This is a genomic window from Actinomyces sp. S4-C9 (assembly GCF_000758775.1).
Classification (GTDB): domain Bacteria; phylum Actinomycetota; class Actinomycetes; order Actinomycetales; family Actinomycetaceae; genus Gleimia; species Gleimia europaea.
Window position 1 is genome coordinate 54,123 of sequence record NZ_JRMU01000011.1, and the last position, 15,404, is coordinate 69,526.

Annotated in this window: 14 protein-coding genes; 5 read left to right on the plus strand and 9 right to left on the minus strand. The window is 57.7% G+C overall.

Going from position 1 to position 15,404, the window contains the following annotated elements; genetic code table 11:
• The first annotated feature begins 205 nt into the window (after window positions 1–205).
• Entirely contained in the window at window positions 206–1,837 is a 1,632-nt protein-coding gene (locus tag HMPREF1628_RS05705) for a zinc-dependent metalloprotease (protein ID WP_084703268.1), read from the plus strand.
• Window positions 1,838–2,029: 192 nt separating this feature from the next.
• Here the strand turns inward: HMPREF1628_RS05705 and HMPREF1628_RS05710 are convergent, their stop codons facing one another.
• Window positions 2,030–2,785, minus strand: coding sequence for a DUF981 family protein (locus HMPREF1628_RS05710; protein WP_034509208.1), 756 nt, complete (start codon window positions 2,783–2,785; stop codon window positions 2,030–2,032).
• A 791-nt stretch (window positions 2,786–3,576) separates the two neighbouring features.
• On the opposite strand from HMPREF1628_RS05710, the gene HMPREF1628_RS05715 reads away from it, so the two are divergent.
• Window positions 3,577–4,557: a hypothetical protein gene (locus tag HMPREF1628_RS05715; protein ID WP_034509211.1), complete on the plus strand. Its 981-nt coding sequence runs from the start codon at window positions 3,577–3,579 to the stop codon at window positions 4,555–4,557.
• Window positions 4,558–4,708: 151 nt separating this feature from the next.
• On the opposite strand, the gene HMPREF1628_RS05720 is transcribed toward HMPREF1628_RS05715, so the two are convergent.
• Window positions 4,709–6,835 (minus strand): ATP-dependent DNA helicase UvrD2, encoded by a 2,127-nt coding sequence (locus tag HMPREF1628_RS05720; RefSeq protein ID WP_034509213.1) that lies wholly within the window; start codon window positions 6,833–6,835, stop codon window positions 4,709–4,711.
• A gap of 276 nt (window positions 6,836–7,111) precedes the next feature.
• Entirely contained in the window at window positions 7,112–8,059 is a 948-nt protein-coding gene (gene nudC, locus HMPREF1628_RS08670; RefSeq protein ID WP_052038920.1) for an NAD(+) diphosphatase, read from the minus strand.
• A 32-nt stretch (window positions 8,060–8,091) separates the two neighbouring features.
• Here nudC and rph point away from each other — a divergent pair, with 32 nt between their 5' ends.
• Both rph and rdgB read left to right on the plus strand, forming a co-directional pair.
• Complete coding sequence (rph, locus tag HMPREF1628_RS05730; RefSeq protein WP_034509215.1) at window positions 8,092–8,856, plus strand: ribonuclease PH; 765 nt, start codon at window positions 8,092–8,094, stop codon at window positions 8,854–8,856.
• A gap of 95 nt (window positions 8,857–8,951) precedes the next feature.
• Window positions 8,952–9,569 carry an RdgB/HAM1 family non-canonical purine NTP pyrophosphatase gene (gene rdgB, locus HMPREF1628_RS05735; RefSeq protein WP_034509218.1) on the plus strand — a complete coding sequence of 206 codons (618 nt, stop codon included), beginning with the start codon at window positions 8,952–8,954 and terminating at the stop codon, window positions 9,567–9,569.
• 90 nt (window positions 9,570–9,659) lie between these two features.
• Here rdgB and HMPREF1628_RS05740 read toward each other — a convergent pair whose 3' ends face one another.
• The 4 genes from HMPREF1628_RS05740 to clpS are packed head-to-tail and all read right to left on the minus strand — an operon-like array spanning window position 9,660 to window position 12,170.
• Window positions 9,660–10,457 carry an MBL fold metallo-hydrolase gene (locus HMPREF1628_RS05740; RefSeq protein WP_034509222.1) on the minus strand — a complete coding sequence of 266 codons (798 nt, stop codon included), beginning with the start codon at window positions 10,455–10,457 and terminating at the stop codon, window positions 9,660–9,662.
• Window positions 10,454–11,269 (minus strand): glutamate racemase, encoded by an 816-nt coding sequence (murI, locus tag HMPREF1628_RS05745; RefSeq protein ID WP_034509225.1) that lies wholly within the window; start codon window positions 11,267–11,269, stop codon window positions 10,454–10,456. Before murI ends, HMPREF1628_RS05740 begins: the two co-directional genes overlap by 4 nt.
• Before the next feature lie 3 nt (window positions 11,270–11,272).
• Complete coding sequence (locus HMPREF1628_RS05750) at window positions 11,273–11,875, minus strand: DUF2017 family protein (protein ID WP_034509228.1); 603 nt, start codon at window positions 11,873–11,875, stop codon at window positions 11,273–11,275.
• Window positions 11,865–12,170 carry an ATP-dependent Clp protease adapter ClpS gene (clpS, locus tag HMPREF1628_RS05755; protein ID WP_034509231.1) on the minus strand — a complete coding sequence of 102 codons (306 nt, stop codon included), beginning with the start codon at window positions 12,168–12,170 and terminating at the stop codon, window positions 11,865–11,867. Before clpS ends, HMPREF1628_RS05750 begins: the two co-directional genes overlap by 11 nt.
• Before the next feature lie 58 nt (window positions 12,171–12,228).
• On the opposite strand from clpS, the gene HMPREF1628_RS05760 reads away from it, so the two are divergent.
• Window positions 12,229–13,575 carry a nicotinate phosphoribosyltransferase gene (locus tag HMPREF1628_RS05760; RefSeq protein ID WP_034509236.1) on the plus strand — a complete coding sequence of 449 codons (1,347 nt, stop codon included), beginning with the start codon at window positions 12,229–12,231 and terminating at the stop codon, window positions 13,573–13,575.
• A 162-nt stretch (window positions 13,576–13,737) separates the two neighbouring features.
• Here the strand turns inward: HMPREF1628_RS05760 and HMPREF1628_RS05765 are convergent, their stop codons facing one another.
• Complete coding sequence (locus HMPREF1628_RS05765) at window positions 13,738–14,061, minus strand: DUF3039 domain-containing protein (RefSeq protein ID WP_034509238.1); 324 nt, start codon at window positions 14,059–14,061, stop codon at window positions 13,738–13,740.
• Between the two features lie 499 nt (window positions 14,062–14,560).
• Window positions 14,561–15,343, minus strand: coding sequence for a glucosamine-6-phosphate deaminase (nagB, locus tag HMPREF1628_RS05770; protein ID WP_034509239.1), 783 nt, complete (start codon window positions 15,341–15,343; stop codon window positions 14,561–14,563).
• Between the last annotated feature and the right edge of the window lie 61 nt (window positions 15,344–15,404).

Below are 15,404 nucleotides of genomic sequence, written 5' to 3' on the forward strand. Positions count from 1 at the left end.
AATCTCGCGCACTACAGCCCACTTCCCCTCACGCACGTGAATGTCATGGTTCAATTCCCGGCAGTTACACCCCTTCTTCTCCACCACTTCCCTTCACGTATAGGATCAGTTCGCTACGGGCTAAACCGCTAAATACCAGCCAAAAACACCCTCATCCCACGCTCTCTCAGCGCGACATTTCAAAAGAGGCGGTAATTTGTAGGACATGAGTGAAAACAACCCGGACATGTTTGACTCGAACGATGACAGCAAGAGGTCGCCGTGGGAGGACATACTGCGAAGCATGCTCGGCAGGGAAGCTGCTGACGAGATGATAAAGGCGGTGCGCTCTAGCGGCGTTGACCCCGCGTCGATGGGCGCCGGCATGAAGTTCCCCGGCACTCCCGAAGAGATGCGCTCGATGCTTGGGCAACTGAACTACATGATGAGTTCAAGTAGCGGTCCAATCAACTGGAAGATGGCCCATGAGATCGCCCGCCACCGCGCATGGGGAGACGGCGACTTGCAGATTTCTGCAGCGGAGGGCCAGCGTATCCGCCAAGCACTACAGGTTGGCGATTTGTGGCTGGATGCGGTCACGGATTTAACTCCTCCGCAAGGTGAACGCCACGCATGGCGCCGCTCTGACTGGGTGGACAACACCCTTGACACGTGGAAGCAGATGGTCGAGCCGGTTGCGGTGAATGCAACGCGCGCCCTCTCGGATGCTTTGAAGCAGCAGATGGATCAGATGACGAATCAGGGAATCGGCGAATTGCCGGAGGGGTTGTCTGCCATGTTCACCCAGGCGCAGCCCATGATGGAGCGTCTCTCCGCAGCGGTTTTTGCCGGCCAGATCGGCGAGGCCCTCGGTGGCCTCTCTCATGAAGCGTTCGGTTCAACCGACGTGGGCATTCCGCTAACCGATGGGGGTAGTACGGCCCTCGTTGTTCCTAATGTGAACTCCTTCGTGGATGGTCTGGATATCCCAACGGATGAGGTTTACCAGTTCCTCGCATTGCGAGAGGTCGCGCACGCCAGGCTGTTCCATTCCGTGTCCTGGTTGCGGTCAGAGATCTTGCAGTCCGTGCAGAACTACGCGGCCGAGATCCGTATTGATACGGATGCGATTTACGAGGCTGCCACTTCGATTGACCCCACTGACATGGCGGCGCTCCAGGATGCGATGACAGCCGGGGCGTTCAACGGGGAGCCCACTCCCGCGCAGGAGAAGGCGCTTGAGGATTTGGAGACTCAACTTGCACTCGTAGAAGGTTGGGTTGAGGTGATCACTCTCGAAGCTGGCCGCCCGTACCTGCCGCACATTGAACAGTTGCGCGAGTTGATGCGTCGCCGGCGCGTTTCGGGTGGCGCCGCGGAGCAGATGCTTGAAAAACTGATTGGCCTTAAGTTACGTCCTCGCCAGGCGCGTAATGCGGCGCAGCTTTGGCAGATTGTTTCAAGCGAACGAGGCCGCAATGAGCGCGATGCTCTTTGGAATCACCCCGACTTTGCTCCAACGGCGACGGAGCTTGCTAATCCGGAGGCTTTCCTGCTTGCCCGTAAGCAAAAGGCCGACGCCGATGCAGACATTGACGCCGCTCTGGAGCAGTTGTTGGAGGGCACCCTGGGCTGGGCTGAGGGGCTTGAGCCGGGCCAAGATTCGGAGGGCGATGCAAAGCGCGTAGGCTCCCCCGATACCGTTTCCGATGCGTCAGATTCTGATGCCAACGGATCAGGCTCTCAGGATAGGGGGTCAGTGTCTGGTGTTGAAGGGTCGGATTCGGATCATAGCCGGGATGGGTCCGCCGACGACTCCGGGGATGATGCTACCTCTCGCGATGACGAGGATCAGTAGCGAAGGCAATACCAGGCATACCTGACCTCCGGGGTTAGTTATGTTCTCTTAGAGGACGTTGATGCGCGAAGCTTCGGCGCCCTCGTCATCCGCCTTTTCATCGGCCTGGGCATCTCGACGGGAACTCTCCTATCCGTCCTGACATAGAAAATGTGGGAGCTAAGGCTCCCACATTTTTGAAGTTATGAAATGCTACATCGTGTTTACGATGAGTCCGATGTGCGTGTAGAAGTTCAAACAGCCAAACAGCCCGATCAGAATGCCGCAAATCATCCACAAACGCATCACGAGAGCCATCAGGCCGCCGCCCTTAGCTTCGCTGTTGGCCTCATTCGAGGCCCGGAAAACGCCAAACGGGAACAGCACGCAAGCCAGGCCGATGACGAAGAAGAAGACCGACATGAAGATTGCTTCAAACCAAGGCCAGGTAGCGAAGAAACCGGAGATTGGTTCCTGAGGCGGCGCGGTGAACAGCCTGTACATGACGCCGGCCAGGGAAATACCCCAAAGCCCCAAGCCCAAACCACCCGCGAAGATGGAAAGTGGCTTAGCGGTACTCAGCAAATCTGAGTAAGCGTCCTCAGACTCCATAAGGTCATTGCGACGCTTCCAAAGGTAAAAACATGCGAAGATCAGCAACGCACCGAAACCGAGGCAGGTCTCACCGAAGATGATGTTGTCGTACGCGAAGCCTCCAGCGGCTAGTGGCCAAGTAGTGGTCATGTGGAAACCGGTAGTCACCAGAATCAGCCCAAGAGCACCGAATGCCATCGAGTAGCCATCAGCCTTAAACGGCTTGCCCTCCAGCGACTTCCTCAAGTCCCCCAGCATCATCGCCAAAGCGATCAGCGCAGCACCTGCTGCCACCGCCATAATCGTGTTGTATGTCGGCATAGCCGACCAGTCGATCATGCCAGGGCTCTCAACGCCCCAAAAGAACTCATCCATGATGCCTCCCACAAAAACGTCTATTTAACGGATGACCTCCGTGATCAACATTCAATAGTAGCCCGGAAAATTAAAAACTGTGAATGCCCTATGGATTATCGGTTCCTATGGATAGGAGAGAAGCAATTTACTAAACCGGTTGGCGATCTCTGAATCTGTGAAGAACCCTCCAGGTAACCTCAATCAGCCCGACGCAGATAGCTCCGACAACCGCCCCGAGGATAATCACCTGAATATTGCTCGTGTCGAGCTTCAACAATGGATGCAGAACTCGGAAAGCAACAATTGCGCCGTAAGCGAGATAGGCGGCAAAGCAAAGACAGATTCGCCAATAGTTTTAGGGACGCGCTACAACCTTCGGGCTCTTCAACCGCCAGTTCACCTCTGAATACCGCAACGCGGCTCAACTGCAACCACGTCCGTGAGGGGAACTGTCCAAATGGCACCTCGTTTTGACCGTTTTGGGTCTGAATACCATCAAGAGTCGAAACCCCTCACCGCATCCGTGAGGGAAAGCCGCAAATTGGAGACTGCTTTCGGCCATTTTGGGTCTGAATCACGCACGAGGCGGTGACTGCAGCTACATCTGTGAGGGGAACTGTCCAAACGGCACCCCGTTTTGGCCGCTTTGGGTCTGAATCGATGAAAGAGCAGGTTTTCCACAGCGGCGACCCACCCCTGGACCCTGCCGGCACATTCTGGAATCGTGAGACCCATAGAAAGACACAAGCCCGGTCAACCTGCTGCCCGGTTGGCACAAGTAGAGCCCCACGCGGATCCAAGGAGGAGCAATGCAGCTTCGTGAAGGAACAGCCGTTTTTGTTCGCGCGAACGGAGACGTACAAGTTGGCATGGGGCCAGCGAGCACAGTACTCACCGGTCTTGAACCCGTAGAGCAGTCCTACTTGCAGAGTTTGAAGTTCCACTCGTCCAACACAGCCACACATGCACGCGCGAAGAAGCGCAATATTTCTGAAGCTCGCGTCCACAAGCTTGAAGATCTACTAAAACAGCGCCATCTAACCCAGCTTGCCGCAGAGGTGCAGTCAACCAGTGACAGTAAGCGACTAATGCGAAGAGATGGCACCACCAACGCCCTCGGCAAGCGCGAGCAGATCCGCGTTGACATAGTGGCGCACAGTTGTGGCGATCCCACGCAGTTCCTCAAGATGAGGACCTATTTGTCAGCCCTCGTGGAGTCGCTTCGCGGCGCGTCGATCAAACGACTTGACCTGCGGTATTTGGGCGATGACATGGGCAATTCTTCGCGCACAACGTTAAATCGGAGTGTTGGTTTGGGCAAGCCGTTGGCATCTGAACCACATCTCATTATTGCGTTGTTCGCGAGGGCATCGTCATACTCGCTGATCCGTGAGTGGCAGGATTCGGGTATCCCGTTACTATCAGTAATTTTTAACGAGGATAATGTCCAGGTTGGCCCATTTGTCCGCACGGGCGGATCCCCGTGTCTGGAGTGCGTGGACCGCAACTTACGCGACGTTGACGAGGAGTGGCCCGCGTTGCAGGTTCAGTGTCGCCATCAACCATTTCCGAGCCTCTCCCCTGACTTGATAGCAGCCTCGGCAATGATGACGGCGCGCCTGGTGGCGAACGAGATAGATGGTTATGGTTTGCCACCGGGCGAGGTTCGGTTCATTGACGAGAATTTTGTTGTGGATAGATTCAGCTGGCCGATCCACCGCGAATGCTCATGCACTGGCCTGCCAGCGAGTGTGAAGGTTCCGGTGCAGAAGCAATCGGATCACGACTAAAAAGATAAGTCAGCGAAATGGAGGAAACACACTAGTGTCGCAGTGGGAGCACAAAGCAGGTTTTCGCCCCCGCCTCCTGGCGAGCGCCGAGGCTGCAGCAACAAAGCGGCGCTTCCCCGGGCGCATAAACAAAGCGGCCCTCGCCCGCGTTTCATTCCCCCGCAAAGTCTCGAATAATCTTCAGAACATCGGCGCCGTACTTTTCGCTCTTAGTGGCTCCAATACCGGGGATTGTCCGCAGTTGAATCAGCGTTTCGGGTTTCGCGTCGGCTATGGCCATGAGCGTGCGGTCGGTGAATATGGTGTAGGCCGGTTTGGAGATCTCTTTCGATAACTGCAAGCGCCATTGTCTGAGTTCTTCGAATAGACGCTTTACATCTTCGGGAGCGTCGGCAAGCTCGTCTTTCAACTTGGGAGCGACACGTTTAGGCTTGATGGGTTTGTACTCTTCAACGGGCCAAATCGAGTCGAGGAATCTCGAGTTCTCACGCGTCTTGTTTCTGCCTGCTCCGCGCGATTTGGCGTAGGAAACCACGAGGCGTGTTTTCGCTCTGGTTACTCCCACATAGAGCAAACGCCGCTCCTCCTCAATCGCTTCCGGTGTTTTTGCAAGCGAGATGGGAAGTAAACCCTCGGATGTACCCGCAAGGAAGACGGCTTCCCATTCCAGGCCTTTCGCAGCATGTAGTGATGAGAGGGTGACGCCAGAAATGGTGGGGGCCAACTGAGCTTCGGCTCGTTCATTGAGCTCTTGCACAAACTCAGCAAGCGGCAAATCTTCTCGCTCAATGGCAAGGTTCACGAGGGCGTCGAGACTCTCCCATTTTTCCCGTACCGCACCCTGCCCTGATGGAGGTTTCACCGTCCAACCCAGCCCGGAAGCAACGTTCTTGACTGCTTCGACGGTGTTCTCTTCAAGGCCCAGCCCGCTAGCGTCCACCTGTTCTGGTTTACCGGGTGCGTCTAGATTTCTGGCTTCACTCCCTCCTCCAGAATTCGTGGCAGCACCCGGCAGGTTAATGCGTACCAGCTGACGCAGGATCACCATCGCGCGTCGAATTTCTTCGCGTTCAAAGAACTTCTCTCCCCCGCGAATGATGAAACCTATGCCGGCGTCCGTGAGCGCTTGTTCGAAGGCTTCGGATTGCGCATTAGTGCGGTAGAGGATCGCGATGTCTTGAAGTGGTACGCCGTCTTCTGTTAGGGATTTGATGTGGGCGGCGATACCGGCTGCTTCGGATTGGTCGTCGGCGTAGGAGACGAAAGACACGGCCGGCCCTGAGGGGCGCTGCGATTTGAGTCGAACGGCGCCTTCGGGCATGCCTTTGCCCGCAGCGGTATTTCTACGTCGGGTATTCGCGGTTCCTTCGAGGACTTTGTTAGCAATGGAAACGATTTGCGGCGTGGAGCGGTAATCTCGGTTGAGTTGCACGCGCCGCGCTCCGGGATGGTATTTTTCGAAATTTACGAGATAGGCCGGGTCTGCTCCGGCGAAGGAGTAAATTGTTTGGGCTACGTCTCCTACTACGCAAACATCGTGCCGGCCGCCGAGCCATTCTTGGAGGAGTGCGAATTGAAGAGCTGACACGTCTTGGAATTCATCGACAACGAAGTTGCGGTATTGGGATCGCACGGCTCGCGCGATATCGTTGCGTTCCTGAAGAAGGCCTGTTAGCAGAAGGAGGACGTCTTCGAAGTCGATGACGCCCCGCTCGTCTTTGGAATCTTCGTATGCGGCCAGCAGGTTTGCCATGGTTTCGAGGTCGAGGTCGGCGGGCGCTTCGCGTAGCTGCGTTGTGGCGGTGTCAACGTACGCATCGGGCCCGATCATGGAGACTTTTGCCCATTCAATCTCTGCGGACATGTCGCGAATTGCGGTCTTGTCTATGGACAGCCCCAGGCGTCTGGCGGCGTTGGCGACGATGGGTGCTTTGTAGTCCATGATGGGCCGCATGGGCCCGCCAATGGCTCGTGGCCAGAAGTAGCGAAGTTGGCGTAGTGCGGCGGAGTGGAAAGTTCTGGCTTGCGCGCCGGGCACGCCCAGGTCTCGCAGCCGCGTGCGCATCTCGGCGGCTGCGCGTTGGGTGAAGGTGACAGCGAGGACAGATCCCGGATCAAACGCGCCTATAGCACTGCCGTATGCAAGCCTGTAGGTGATGGCACGGGTTTTACCGGTTCCGGCGCCGGCCAGCACGGATAGCGGCCCGGTAACTTGCATGGCCACTTGGCGTTGCTCCGGGTCAAGTGCTTCAAGTAGGGCGTCTGGATCTTGTCCCAATCTGCTTTACCTCCTGTCCTCAACCATTATGCGTTAGGGGGCGGACATCAAATTGTGGGCGCGTTGGTTGTGGATTGCAAAATTTACCTAATTCGCGTGGTTTTTCCCGGTTTTCAGGCCGGTGGATGACGGTTTGAGCGAGTGACCGCGCGATGGTCAAGGTGCTCCTTGTTGCCCTGGGTTGCGCAGGGGGTGGCTACTCGGGGCAGAGGAAACCAAAGTCGCTGTCAGGCTTGGGTGGCGCCTGCTCGCCAAAGCGGCGCGCCCGTAACAGGGCTACTCGTCGCCGGGCAGGGGCTGTCCGTACCAGTGGCGGATGATGGCGCGGGCGATGGAGATGGGGCCGGGTGCTTCGATCTGCCCATTTTTAAGGGCGGCGCCGTATTCTTCGCGCGTGTACCACCGGGCCCAGTCGATCTCGACTCCGTCCACAGTCGGTTCCAACCCGGCTCCGTCCACAACCCGCGCACGGTAGCCGAGCATGAGGGATCGGGGGAAGGGCCATGCTTGGGATGCGACGTATTCGATCCGGTCTACGCGTAGTCCAACTTCTTCTAGTGTTTCTCGCGCGACGGTCTGTTCGGGTGCTTCGCCCATTTCCATGAATCCGGCTACTAGGGAGGCGTATGTTGGCCGCCACCGCGTGTTGTGCGCTACTAGAATGCGATCGTTTTGATCGTGAATCGCAACGATTATTGACGGGTCGGTTCGCGGGTATTCGATGCGCGCACAGCCCAGACATTTGCGCTCCCACCCTGCGGCTGCGTAGGTTGTGCGCTCGCCGCAGCGCGCACAAAAAGCGCCATTGTCGTGCCAGTTTGCCAGCCCGGAGCAGGTTGCCAGCAGTTGCACATCCGTTGGGTCAAGGTGGGTATTTTGACGCAGGTCGGCATATCCGTCACTGTCTGTGGGGTGTAGTTGAATACCGAGGAGGGCAGCGCGACCCTGCGCTCCGAGAAAGAAAACTCGTTTGATCTGGTGCGGATCCACGCCGTCGAGGCCGTGCCTTGCTCCGCCTTGAGAGCTGGGGATGAACCGGCCTCGTTCACTGATCAGGTAGGCAAAGGTGGTTTCAACTTGGAGGTCGCCGCAGTGTTGCGCAATGGTGTCGTACATTGTTTTGGCGGGGATTTCGCGTTTGGCGACTGCTCGCGGGTCAATGAATGGACGCGCATAGGTGCAGGGGTCCCAGCTGCCTTGTGAGAGCGGTAGTGGCATGTTCATGTTTCCACGCTATTACGCGGTACGGTTGAAGTATGAGTGATTCGAAGAATGTTTCAATGGTTAGGCATGATGGACGCGCTCTTGACGAGCTTCGTCCAGTTAAGGTTCAGCGCGGCTGGATTGATAATGCGGAGGGTTCTTGCCTGATCGAGTTTGGTAATACTCGCGTGCTTTGTGTGGCGTCTTTGACTGAGGGCGTGCCGCGCTGGCGCACGGGTAGTGGCGAGGGCTGGGTAACCGCCGAGTATGCGATGCTCCCGCGTGCAACCTCGTCGCGTTCGCAGCGCGAGTCTGTGCGCGGCAAGATTGGGGGCCGTACGCACGAGATTTCACGTCTTATTGGCCGCAGTATGCGCGCGGTTGTGAACACGGCGGCTTTGAGTGAGAACACGATTGTTCTTGACTGCGATGTTTTGCAGGCCGATGGGGGCACTCGTACCGCGTCAATTACGGGTGCTTTTGTGGCGCTTTCCGACGCGATTAGCTGGGGACAAAAGAAGGGGTTGATCGCGCCTGATAAGGCAAATCGTAAGGTGTTGTTGGATTCGGTTTCAGCTATTTCAGTAGGCATTATCGATGGCGTGCCAATGTTGGATTTGCCGTACGAGGAGGACGTGCGCGCTGATACGGATATGAATGTGGTGATGACCGGGTCGGGTAAGTTCATTGAGGTGCAGGGCACGGCTGAGCACGCCCCGTTTGACCGAGGTGAGCTTGACCAGCTACTTGGTTTGGCCCAGGTTGGCTGTGAGCAGCTGCGTGAAATTCAGTTGGCTGCGTTAGCTGAGGAACTGTAACGGTTCAACGCGAAGTTGCAGGAGCCCAAAGAGGAAAATAAGCGCCCTGCCGAAGATCGTTAGAAGCTGGAAACAAATTTGCAGGAGGCAAGACAATGCCGGATTTCAAGCTGGTTTTGGCTACTGGGAACAGGCATAAGGTGGATGAGCTACTCGCAATCCTCACCCCCCTGATGCCTGCGCTCACGGCGGATCAGATTGCCACTACACGCGATTTTGATGTGCCGGACCCGGTTGAAGACGCGACCTCGTTCGAGGGCAATGCTCTCATTAAGGCGAGGGCGCTCGCTGTGGCAACGGGGTTGCCCACGGTTGCTGATGATTCGGGCCTGGCCGTGGATATTTTGGGCGGAGCGCCAGGAATTTTCTCCGCTCGCTGGGCGGGCCACCACGGCGATGACGCGGGGAATCTAAATCTCCTGTTGGGCCAGTTACACGACGTTCATGCCCAGCATCGCGGTGCCCAGTTTGTGTGTGCCGCTGCGCTCGTGACGCCGGGTGGAAGTGAAACGGTTGAGGTCGGGGTTATGCGCGGCACGCTCCTAGACGAGCCGCGTGGCCACAATGGTTTTGGCTACGATCCGATCTTCGTACCCGAGGGCATGAGCCAGACAAATGCGCAACTTGCCCCGGAACAGAAGAATAAGATTTCGCATCGGGCTAAGGCTTTCACGGCCCTTGCACCGCGAATCGTTGAGGCCCTCAAAAGCTAACTAAAACAGGGATTTCTTCGCTTCAGGGCCGTTACTCCGCTCCAGGCGATATTAGCTTCCTTGGCCCGTCTGCCCCCGCGCGGCCAATCCTTAAAGCGAGTAGGTGGCCCCTGCGTATGCGGTGGAGATCGCGCCGTCCCACTCCTCACGCGCCTCCGCGATGACGATCTTCGGGTCGGTCCAGGGCTGAATGTGGGTGAGGACGAGCGACTCCACGCCTGCCTCGCACGCGATTTTCGCAGCTCTCCCACCCGTCAGATGGATGCCGCGGGTGGTGTCGGCGCGGGTGAAGCCAGCCTCAGACAGAAGTAGGCTGACACCGTTTGCCATTTCTTGGATGCTGTCGCAGGTGTCCGTGTCTCCCGTGTAGGCGAGCTCCACGCGGCTCGAAGGATCGCCCTCAGAGGGGCCTTCCACGCGGAATCCAAACGCGGGAACCGTGTGGTTAGCCGCGTACGGCGTGATGGTAAGCGGCCCTACTTGAAGCGGTTCTCGGTCGGCCAGTTGCACCGGCACGAACTCTTTCTCATAGGTTTCGTCAGGCGCGTACCCGTCAATGCCGCGCACCCGGTCCATCATTCCCTCCGGCCCGGCAAGTAACAGGGGCGATAGCGGCCCGGTGGGATACCAGCGCCTGTGGACCTGCAGTGAAATGACGTCTCCCATGTGGTCGGCGTGCAGGTGTGAAAACAGGACTGCGTCTAGTTTCCGCGCGTCAATGTAGCGCCACAGCGCGCCAAATGATCCGGGCCCAAGGTCCATCATTACGTTCCACGTGCGGATTTGACCAGTGTCGGAGTCCGCTCCTCGAGCTTGTACCAAGTATGCGGACGCCGCAGAGTACGGCCCGGACATGGAGCCGGTGCATCCAACTACGGTTAGCCTCACGAGTGCACCTCCATGCGCGAAATATCTCCCACCTGCGGGCCGAGGAAGCGCTTAGCCAGAGGGGCGAACTTGCGCTCGTCTCCGGTCACGTAAAACTCCGGCACGGGCTCACCTAGGCCCGGGTCGCGCAGCTTATCCTCTTCCACGAGGCGGCGGTAAACGTCGCGGGCCGCGGACTCTGACGAAGACACGAGCTGCACGTCCTCCCCCATCACGTAGGAGATAACACCTGTCAGTAGCGGGTAGTGCGTGCACCCGAGCACCAGGGTGTCAACGTCGGCCTCTTTAATTGGCTCTAAGTATTCGCGGGCAACTTCCAGCACTTCATCGCCGGTAGTGATGCCAGCTTCAGCGAATTCAACAAACTTGGGTGCTGCTTGTTGCACGATTTCGAGGCCGGGAACAGCCGCGAGCGCATCCAGATAGGCGCCGGATGTGACTGTGGCTTCGGTACCAATGATTCCGATTCGCCCAGTTCGAGTTGTGCGGGCCGCTCGGCGGGCGGCCGGTTGGATGACTTCAACCACGGCGATGCCGGCGTCAACCTCGTACCGTTCACGCGCATCCCGAAGCACGGCAGCCGATGCCGTATTGCACGCAATTACAAGCATTTTCACGCCGCGCTCGGCTAAACGGTCCATGACGTCCAGCGCGAGTTCGCGCACGTAGGCAATGGGTTTTGTGCCGTACGGCGAATGCGCCGTGTCACCAACGTAAAGAATCTGTTCACCCGGCAGCTTATCCATTACCGCGCGGGCAACAGTTAGGCCTCCGACGCCGGAGTCAAGTATGCCGATTGGAGCGGAATCCATAGTTTAGAGGTTACTAGCAGTATCTCCCTCTTGGACGGCCTGAAGTAGTGAATCTTGCCACCAAGACACAAGTACGAATACGAGGCCCACAAGCTCTTCCGCACTAATCTTGCGCGGCTTCGCGGAATCGTGAGCGAGGAGTGCGGCGGCGCGCTCGTACCAGTATTCCGTATCACCCGGAGCACTCACCTCGAGGCGACCAGCGAGCACCAATCGAAGATCATTGAGGCCGGACAGCCACTGCCACACGTCCTCACGCTCGATGGTGAACGTGCGCGATTCGCTGGTGGCTAGCTCGGCGAGTTTTCGGCCGATTATTTGCAGGCGCTCCGTCTTGAGCGTGCGCAGGGTATCTTCGGTAAGCGCGCGAAGGGCGGAGGCCTCTTCGGGATCGTTGCTCATCGAGGGCAAGAGGATCTTCAGCGTGGGGTCATCGGGCTCATCCCGCTCATCCTCAGATAAAAGCGCGGAGAGCAAAGGTTCTTGGGTGGGCGCGTCGAGGATGAGGATCGTCTCGCCAAGCAGAGTCTGCATTAAGACAGCGACGTCCTCGTCAATCGTTGTTTCGTAGCCGCCGGGTGTGGATCTGAATTCGCTAAGTAGCATTAGTCGCGGGCTCAATAGTGGCTTTAAGGCCGTAGGAATGCATTGCGTAAACGTCTGCTTCCATGCGTTCGCGAAGGCCGGTTGAAACGATCGCCTTACCGGTTTGGTGAACTTGAAGCATGAGGGCACGGGCGCGATTTTCGGTATAGCCAAAATGGCGCCGAAATACGCCAACGACGTACGCTTGCGTATTGATGGGGTCATCCCACACCACGGCGCACCACTGCGCGTGGTTTTCGCGCGTAGTGGCGGCATCAGCCCTGACGCGGGTGGTGGTTGTGGGGGTTGCACTCATGTTTTCAGCCTAAGAGATTGAGGCGCACAAAGTGCCGGTTTGGGGATAAACTCGACTTATGCCTGCTTCTACATCTACAGCACTGCTAACCGACATGTACGAGCTCACTATGCTGGACGCCGCTTTGAAAGCGGGAACAGCGGAGCGTAAGTCCGTTTTTGAACTTTTTGGGCGGCGTTTGCCCGCAACGCGCAGGTTTGGCGTAGTTGCGGGTACGGGCCGAATATTGGAGGCGCTGGAGCGCTTCACTTTCTCTACCCACCAGATCGATTACTTGCATAAGAACAAGATCGTGTCTGATGTGGCGTTGGACTATTTGAAGGATTTCCGCTTTTCGGGCGACATTTTTGGGTATGCCGAGGGCGAAGTTTACTTTGAGGGTTCTCCCCTGCTGACCGTTGAGGGTACGTTTGCCGAGGCCGTGCTTCTGGAAACGCTTGCTCTGTCAATCTTGAACCATGACTGCGCGGTTGCATCAGCCGCCTCGCGTATGACGATCGCAGCACATGGCCGCCCGTGCGTGGACTTCGGGGCGCGTAGGACGCATGAGCGCGCCGCTGTTTCGGCCGCCCGCGCCGCTGTTATTGCAGGGTTTGTGGGTACTTCTGATCTGGAGGCCGGCATCCGCTACGGAATCCCCACCGTTGGCACGTCCGCGCACTCGTTCACGCTTTTGCACGACTGCGAGGAAGACGCGTTCCGCTTCCAGATTGAAAGCCTTGGCCCATCCACCACGCTCCTCGTGGACACTTACGACATTTTTGAGGCCGTGGAGCGGGGTGTGAAGCTCGCTCGTGAGATGGGCGGCGAACTTGGCGCGGTCCGGTTGGATTCGGGCGATCTTGTGGCCCTGGCGTTTAAGGTTCGCGGACTGCTCGATTCGCTGGATGCGAAGTCCACTAAGATCACGGTGACAAATGACCTCGATGAGTACGCGATTGCCGCCCTGGGTGCCGCTCCCGTGGATTCGTACGGTGTAGGCACGAAGATGGTGACGGGTTCTGGTGTTCCCACCGCCGCCCTCGTCTACAAGCTTGTTGCGCGCGAAGATGGCGCCGGCAACATGGTGAAGGTGGGGAAGAAGTCCGCGTCAAAGTCCACAGTTGGCGGTCGCAAGATCGCGGGCCGCATTAGGGACGAGGAGGGCTACGCCTCCGAAGAGCTCATCGTTGCCGGTGGAACCGTGCAGGAGGCACACAAGATTTTGGAGGCGGAGGGGGCCCGTCCGCTGCAGATTCCGCTGGTTACGGACGGGCAGATCCGTTCTGAGCTGTGGGGGCCTGGCGCGCTGGAGGCGGCCGCGGAACGCCACCGCCAGTCGCGCAACGAGTTGCCGTACGCCGCGTGGCGCCTGTCAGCTGGCGAGCCGGCAATCCCCACCAGGATGGTCAAACTCGACGACTAGCCCAGCGTTTGGAGGGATAACCTCGTTGGGAGGGATAGCCTCTCAGAAGGGACACTCCCGCATGGAAGTTTGGTGGCGGCCGCCACTCGTTTATGAAGGAAACCGCCCCTTGGGCGGTTTCCTTTTCAGGCTTGTTTCTCTATCAGAGATTGATCGGCTTGGTTATTCGTTACCGTCGGAGTAGGGCCAGTTGGGTCCGTGTGCCCCCATTTCGTCGCGCAGGGCTTTGCAACGCGGACAGACTGGGAACTTGGATGGATCCGACATGGGGATCCACACTTTGCCGCACAGCGCGATCACGGGTTGCCCGGTGATCAAAGACTTGGTTACGCGATCGCGGCGCACGTAGTGAGCAAATCGGTCACCATCACCTGGAGAGCGTTGCTCTTTAGTTTCGGTTCGCTCCAGCACCGAAGTACTGGTTGAGCGCGAGGGCGCGCTTGGCGCCTGCGGCTGGTCTGGCGCATCCAAGTTGAGGCTGAACATGCCTCTAGTTTAGGTAGTTTCCAGCCCCTGATCCACTGCCGCCCGCCAGCGCAACGATTCAGACCCAAACTGCCGTAACGGTATTCCGACCCAAAGCGGCAAAAACAGGCCCCAGAACCGGCACTTCCCCTCACGGACATGGTTTTCGAGGCCACCCGAAACAGTATTCCGACCCAAAGCGGCAAAAACCAGCAACCAAATCGGCACTTCCCCTCACGCACGTGATTCCAGGAGCCACCCGTAACGGTATTCCGACCCAAAGTGGCAAAAACCAGCAACCAAATCGGCACTTCCCCTCACGGACGCGGTTTTGAACGCCACCCGAAACAGTATTCCGACCCAAAACACCCAAAACAGGCGCCAGAACCGGCACTTCCCCTCACGCACGTGGTTCTAGAGGCCCCGCTCGCGCGCCTCAAACCCCCGCCTGGCTTAGAGCACACAAAAGGGCGTGCAGGGCAGAACTTGAAAAGTTCGCCTGCACGCCCCTCTAGTTAGCTTAGAAGTTGGCTGAGTAGTAGTTATCCCAGTCTTCACGGTAGTTGGAGGCAAGTTCAAGCTCGGAAGCCGCTTCCTCATCTACAAGCACGTAGACGAAGGGGTGGAGCTGGAGCACGGACGCCGGCCAGCGCGACGAAATACCGCCCTCAACCATTTCGCGGATTGCACGCGCCTTACCCTTACCCTGAGCAAACAGGATGATCTTGCGCGCCTCGAGGATGGTGCCAAGGCCCTGCGTCATGGCGCTGGTAGGCACCTGGTCAATGTCTCCGTCAAAGAAACGGGCGTTGTCGCGGCGCGTCTGGTCGTGAAGGTACACAACGTGGGTGCGCGATGCGAGGGAATCTCCCGGCTCGTTGAACGCAATGTGACCGTCTGAACCGATGCCGAGAACCTGGAAGTCAACTCCCCCAGCTTCGCGAATGGAAGCGTCATATTCGGCGGCAGCGGCGTTGAGGTCCGCGGCAAGCGCGTTCGGAGTGTTTACCGCTCCCTCAGCGAAATCAACCTGGTCGGTGAATTCGCGGTGAATGAAGTTCACGTAGCTTTCCGGGTGTCCAGCTTCGAGGCCAATGTACTCGTCAAGAGTGAAAGCGCGGCACTGGGCAAAGCTGATCTTGCCTGCCTGGTGGCGTGCGATGAGTTCTTTGTACAGAGGCAAAGGGCTAGAACCCGTGGCCAAACCAATTACTGAATCAGGCTTGTCTTTGAGTGCCGATTCGAGAATATCGGCGCCGACTTTACCAATAGCTTCGTTGTTTGGAAGAATTGCGATCTTCATTCGTTTTCCTTAACTAGATTGGTTAGCGTAGCCAAGCTACGCATTAGATTATATGCACCCT